Genomic DNA, 5,454 nt, shown 5'->3' with positions numbered 1-5,454 from the left:
CCGTCGGGCGTGGCCGGGCGGCCGGGCGTGGCCGGGTCCGGCGCGGCACCGCCCGTCGGCCGGCCGGCCGCCGTCGTGCCGTCGGGCGGGGTGGCCGGCGTGGGGGTCGACCGGCCGGGCCGGAACCAGGCCGTCGAGCCTCCCGGCGTGGTCGGGGCGGTGCTGACGGGACGGCCGGTGCCGCCGGACTCCGGTGCCGGCGGAACGTACCGACGGGGCCGGTCGGGGGTGATCTCCAGGGCGGGCCGGTCGGTGGCGGCTGCCGCCGGTGGGCGTCCGGCGGTGCCCGGGTCGGTCGGCCGTTCGGTCCCGGTGGTGGGTGCGGCGGAGGAGCGCCGGAAGCCATCCGGGTCGGTCGGCCGGTCGGTCCCGGGTGCGGTCGGGGAGTGTCCGGCGGGCCGGTCGACCGGTGGCGCGTTCTCCGACGGCCGGCGGAACTCGACGTGCAACCGGGCGGCCGGCGGCGCGGAGACCGGGGCGGCCTGGTCCGGGGCGGGGATGGGCGGCCGGCCGGCGGCGTGACGCCTGCGGGTGGGCAGCTCGGTGGGGGACGCGGGGGCGTCCGGTGGTAGGGGGGTCGGCCGGCTGGCCGTCGGTGCCGGTGCATCGGCGTCACCCGGCCGGGCGTCGGCCGGCGGTGGGGGAGGACCGGGCCGGGGACCCCACGGACCGGTCGCGGGCCGGCCCGCCGTGGTCGTGCCGGGTGGCGACGACACCGGAGCCGGTGACACCGGAGCCGGTGACACCGGGAGCCCGGAGACCGGTGCCCCGGACACCGGACGGCCGGGCGGTGGGCCGAGGGGCGGCACGACGCCGCCGGGACGGGTGTCGCCGGGCTGCCCCGGCGCGGTCCAGGCCGCCGGACGGTCCTCGTGGCGGGTGGGTGGCTCGTGCCGGGTGGGGTACGCCGGCCGCCCGTCGCGGCCCTGGTCCGGTTCCCGTGTCGGGCGGGGCCCGGTGCCGGTACGACCCCACGGCTCGCGGTACGGCTCGTCCTGCGGACGCAGGTCGGGGTACGCCACCTGGCGGGCCGCCGGCTCGTACGGCTGAGCCGGCCGACGCTCGTCGTGGCCACGCGGATGCTGCCACCGCTCCTCGGGGATGGCCGGCGTCGTGCCCCGGGCGTCGTGGCGCGGCGGGCGGCCGGGCGGGGTGTCGTCGCGCGGGCGGACCGGCGGGGTGTCGTGGAGCGGGCGCTGCCACCGGTCCGCGTGCCCGTGCGCGGCGGGCCGCCGGTCGGCGTCCCGACGGGGCGGGTCGTCCTCCCGGAACCGGGCCGGCAGGTCCCCGCCCGGTGCGGGTCCGCCCGGGTACGGGTCGTACCGGTCGGGGGCGCGGTGGAGCGGCTCGTCGTCGCCCCGGTGACCGGGTCCGCCGGTGGGGCGTTCGCTGGTGGTGCGCCGCCGGGGCGGGCCCTCGTCGGGTTCGCGCCGCCGGTCCGCCCCGGTGAACCGGTCGGGACGGTCGCGGGGCGGCTCGTGGCGGGGCGCGGGGGACACGGGTGGGCCGCCGGGGGAGACCGGCGTGATCCCGGGGGCGCTGCGCTCCTGCCGGGGCGGGCTGTCGTACCGGTCGGTGTCGGCCCGGTCGCGGTGCCAACCGGTCGGTGCCGGTTCGGCGCCGCCCCGCCGACGGTCCGACCAGCTGACCCGGTCGGCCGGCCGGTCGTCGTGCCGCTCGGCTGCGGGCTGCCGGCGTTCCCGCTGCCAGACCGGCTCGTCCGACGGCCGCCGGTACGCCTCGTCGGTGGGCCCCCGGTACGTCTCGTCGGCCAGCCGGCGGTACGGGTCGTGGGTGTGCCGCTCGTCGCGGGGGTCGTCCCGGCGGGGCGGCCCGTCGTCCAGGTCGGACCAGGACCGGCCGAGGTACGTGCCGTCGGAGCGGGTCGGGGCGAGCGGGGGCACCTCGGCGCGGCCGGTGGCGGTGACCCGCCCCCGGGGGTCGGCGTACTGGGAGCCGAGGTCGCCGGGATAGCGCTGCCCGGGGAACTGCGGGTGCCACTCGCTGGTCGGCTCGATCACCCAGGACGGTTCCGCGGGGGCGTCCCAACGGTCGGACCAGCCCGTCACCGGGGGGCTCCGGGTCCACGCGTGCGGCGCGGCCCGATGCCCGGCTCGCGTCGCTCGCTCACGGCGGTGTCACCTCGTTGCAAATTGTCGTGCAGGGCGCCCCGGGATGCCGGTAGAGTCCCCCGTCCGGCACGGCGGGGCTGCGGAAGGAGGGTAACGGCGTGGGCTCGGTCACCGCCACTGCGGCTCCGTCCACGAGCACAAACGTTACCCGATGGTTCCGGACATTCGGGGCTTTATCCCGGGCCGGCTTCCGTCGCTACTCCACCTACCGGCAGGCGGCCGTGGCCGGTGCCGTGACCAACACCGTGTTCGGCTTCCTGCACTGCGCGGTGCTGCTGGCCGCGGCCGGTTCCGGAACGGTCGGCGGGTACGACCGGACCCAGCTCGCGACCTTCGTCTGGATGGGTCAGGGGCTGCTCGCCGTGGTGCTGCTCTGGGGCTGGAGCGACCTGGCCGACCGGATCCGCACCGGCGACGTGGCCGCCGACCTGCTGCGCCCGGTGCACCCGGTGACCAGCTATCTCGCCACCGACCTGGGTCGGGCCGGGTACGCGGCGCTGGCCCGGCTGCTGCCGCCGGTCCTGGTCGGGCCGCTCTTCTTCGACGTCTACCTGCCGTCGCGGTGGCCCACCGGCGGGCTCTTCGTGGTCTCCGTGGTGACCGCCGTGGTGCTCTGCTTCGGTTGCCGGTTCCTGGTCAACGCCGCCGCCTACTGGTGGCAGGACGCGCGGGGTCCGCTGCTGCTGTGGACCCTCGGCTCGGGGGTGCTGGCCGGGCTCTACTTCCCGCTGCGGTTCCTGCCCGGCTGGCTGCAACTGGTGCTGTGGTGCGGCACCCCGTTCCCGAGCCTGATGCAGACCCCGCTCGACGTGCTGGTGGAGCGGGACCCACCGGCGGTCCAGGTCGGCCTGGTCGCGCTCCAGCTCGGCTGGGCGGTGCTGGTGCTGGCCGCCTGTCGGCTGGTGCAGCGGCGGGCCGAACGCCGCCTGGTGGTGCAGGGTGGTTGAGCACCGGGCGGCGGTGACCGCAGCGGACCGTCCGCTCCGGCCGGGTGGGACGTTCGGGGCGTACCGGGCGTTGCTCGGGGCGCAGGCCCGCGCGCAGACCACCTACCGGGCGTCGTTCCTGCTGGACCTGGTGGGCAACGTGGGGGCCACCGTGTTCGACGTGGTCACCGTCCTGGTGATCTACGGGGTGACCCGGGAGCTGGGCGGGTTCACGCTGCGCGAGACGCTGGTGATGGTGGGGTTGTCGTCAAGCGCCTTCGCGGTGGCGGACCTGCTGGTCGGCAACATCGAGCGGCTGCCCACCCACGTGCGGACCGGCCTGTTCGACGCGGTGCTGCTGCGCCCGCTCGGCGCGCTGCCCCAACTGCTGCTGATGAACCTGCCGCTGCGCAAGGTGTCCCGGGGCGTGTTCGGGGTGGGCGTGCTGGTGGTGGCGCTGACCTCGGCCGGGATCGACTGGACGCCGGCCCGGGTGGCGTTGGCGGTGGTCGCCCCGCTGGCCGGGGTGGTGTTCTTCGGGTCGCTCTTCGTGGCGACCGCCACCGTGTCGTTCTGGTGGGTGGACTCCGGTGAGCTGGCCAACTCGGTCACCTACGGCGGGCGGGACTTCACCACGTACCCGGTGACCATCTTCGACGGGTGGTTCCGGGCCGCCTTCGCGTACGGCCTGGGGTTCGCCTTCGTCAGTTACCAGCCGGCGCTGGCGCTGCTGGGCCGCGCCGACCCGCTCGGCCTGCCGTCGTGGGCCGGCTGGGCCGCGCCGGGGGTGGCCCTGGTCGCCGTCGCGGGCGCGGCGGCGGCCTGGCGCACCGGCATCCGCCACTACCGGAGTACGGGGTCATGAGCGTCATCGAGCTGGACGGGCTGCGCAAGGAGTTCACGGTACGGGTGAAGGCGGGCCGGCTGCGTCGGCAGAAGCGGACCGTCACCGCCGTGGACGGCATCGACCTGCGGGTGGAGCGCGGCGAGATGCTCGGCTACATCGGCCCGAACGGGGCGGGCAAGTCGACCACCCTGAAGATGCTCACCGGGGTGCTGAGCCCGTCGGCGGGTCGGGCCCGGGTGTGCGGGCTGCGTCCGGTCGCCGACCGGACCCGGCTGGCGCTGCGGATCGGGGTGGTCTTCGGCCAGCGTTCCCAGCTCTGGTGGGACCTGCCGCTGGCCGACTCGTTCGACCTGCTGCGCCACCTCTACCGGGTGCCGGCCACCGCGCACGCCGCCCGGCTGCGCCGCTGCCGCGACCTGCTCGACCTGGACGACTTCCTGGCCACCCCGGTCCGCCAGCTCTCGCTGGGGCAGCGGATGCGGGGCGAGTTGACCGCCGCGCTGCTGCACGACCCGCAGGTGCTCTTCCTCGACGAACCGACCATCGGGTTGGACGTGGTGAGCAGGCAGGCCGTCCGGGGCTTCCTCGCCGAGCTGGGCCGTACCGGCGACACCACCCTGGTGCTCACCACGCACGACCTGGCCGACATCGAGCGGCTCTGCGCCCGGCTGGTGGTGGTCGACCACGGCCGAGTGGTGCACGACGGGACGATCGCCGCCCTGCACGCCCGGTACGGTTCCCGCCGGCTCGTCGTCGCCGACCTGGACGCCCCGCTGGCGGTCCCACCGCGACCGGCGGGGGCGGCGCTGCACCGGGTCGAGGCGGACGGCCACCGGCTGGTCTACGCGTTGGAGTCGGCGGGGGTGACGGAGGTGGTCGCCGCGCTGGCCGGGTTGGTCGCGCTGCGTGACCTCTCGATCGTCGAACCGGACATCGAGGACGTGGTGGCCCGGCTCTACCGCAGCCCGGCCCCCGACCCGCGCCGCCCGTCCTGACCGCCTGTCAGATCGGGTCGCCGATGTTCACCCGGGGGGCCGGGGCGCGCATCCGACGGAAGGTGATCGACCGCATGATCGCGTAGAGGTACAGCGACCCCATCCGCTCGCCGCTGTTGGGGTGGCGTTCCCGCACCAGCTTCTTGATCCGCCGGGAGATCAGCACCGAGTCGATCACCACGCCGAGCGCGAGCGCACCCCACACCACGTTGGAGGCGAGCCGGATCGCCTGCGGCATCGCCGCGTTCGAGCCGATCAGCACGATCAACGCGCCGCCGAAGAACCAGGTGCCGATGGTCCGCCGGGAGTCGACCACGTTGCGGGCGAGCAGCCGTTCCGGCCCCCGGTCCCGGGGGCCGCCCTCGCGGCGGAACTCGGCGGCGGCCTCGGTGCGCGCCTTGCGCCGCTGCTCCCGGGCCTCCTCCGTGGTCAGCGGCCGGGTCGGGCCGGCCGGCCGGCGGCCGGCGGCCGGCCGGGTGCGGGGGTCGCCGCCCCGGGCCGGCGTGCTCGGGGTGTTGCCCCGGGGGGGCGGGGGCGGGTGGTCCCCGGGCCCC

At 76.8% G+C, this 5,454-nt stretch carries 4 protein-coding genes and 1 pseudogene; 3 read left to right on the top strand and 2 right to left on the bottom strand.

Going from position 1 to position 5,454, the window contains the following annotated elements:
• Nucleotides 1–2,069, bottom strand: a pseudogene (locus tag ACOJTC_RS03990) (hypothetical protein); the annotation flags it as partial.
• A 161-nt stretch (nucleotides 2,070–2,230) separates the two neighbouring features.
• On the opposite strand from ACOJTC_RS03990, the gene ACOJTC_RS03985 reads away from it, so the two are divergent.
• The 3 genes from ACOJTC_RS03985 to ACOJTC_RS03975 are packed head-to-tail and all read left to right on the top strand — an operon-like array spanning nucleotide 2,231 to nucleotide 4,900.
• Nucleotides 2,231–3,079, top strand: a complete 849-nt coding sequence (locus tag ACOJTC_RS03985) for an ABC transporter permease (RefSeq protein ID WP_420115790.1) — start codon at nucleotides 2,231–2,233, stop codon at nucleotides 3,077–3,079.
• Nucleotides 3,072–3,923, top strand: coding sequence for an ABC transporter permease (locus tag ACOJTC_RS03980; RefSeq protein WP_420115789.1), 852 nt, complete (start codon nucleotides 3,072–3,074; stop codon nucleotides 3,921–3,923). The genes ACOJTC_RS03985 and ACOJTC_RS03980 overlap by 8 nt, the downstream gene beginning before the upstream one ends.
• Nucleotides 3,920–4,900, top strand: a complete 981-nt coding sequence (locus ACOJTC_RS03975) for an ABC transporter ATP-binding protein (protein WP_420115788.1) — start codon at nucleotides 3,920–3,922, stop codon at nucleotides 4,898–4,900. Before ACOJTC_RS03980 ends, ACOJTC_RS03975 begins: the two co-directional genes overlap by 4 nt.
• A gap of 7 nt (nucleotides 4,901–4,907) precedes the next feature.
• Here the strand turns inward: ACOJTC_RS03975 and ACOJTC_RS03970 are convergent.
• Nucleotides 4,908–5,454: DUF3043 domain-containing protein (locus tag ACOJTC_RS03970; protein WP_420115787.1), on the bottom strand; the 547-nt coding region annotated here is incomplete at its 5' end.

This window comes from Micromonospora sp. (assembly GCF_048594385.1).
Classification (GTDB): domain Bacteria; phylum Actinomycetota; class Actinomycetes; order Mycobacteriales; family Micromonosporaceae; genus Micromonospora; species Micromonospora wenchangensis.
Note: the sequence above shows the minus strand (reverse complement) of the source record. Positions and strands in the feature narration are given on the sequence as shown.

Coding starts and splice junctions, on each gene's coding strand:
- ACOJTC_RS03975 (WP_420115788.1), top strand. CDS start 3,920: ATGAGCGTCATCGAGCTGGACGGGCTGCGCAAGGAGTTCACGGTACGG.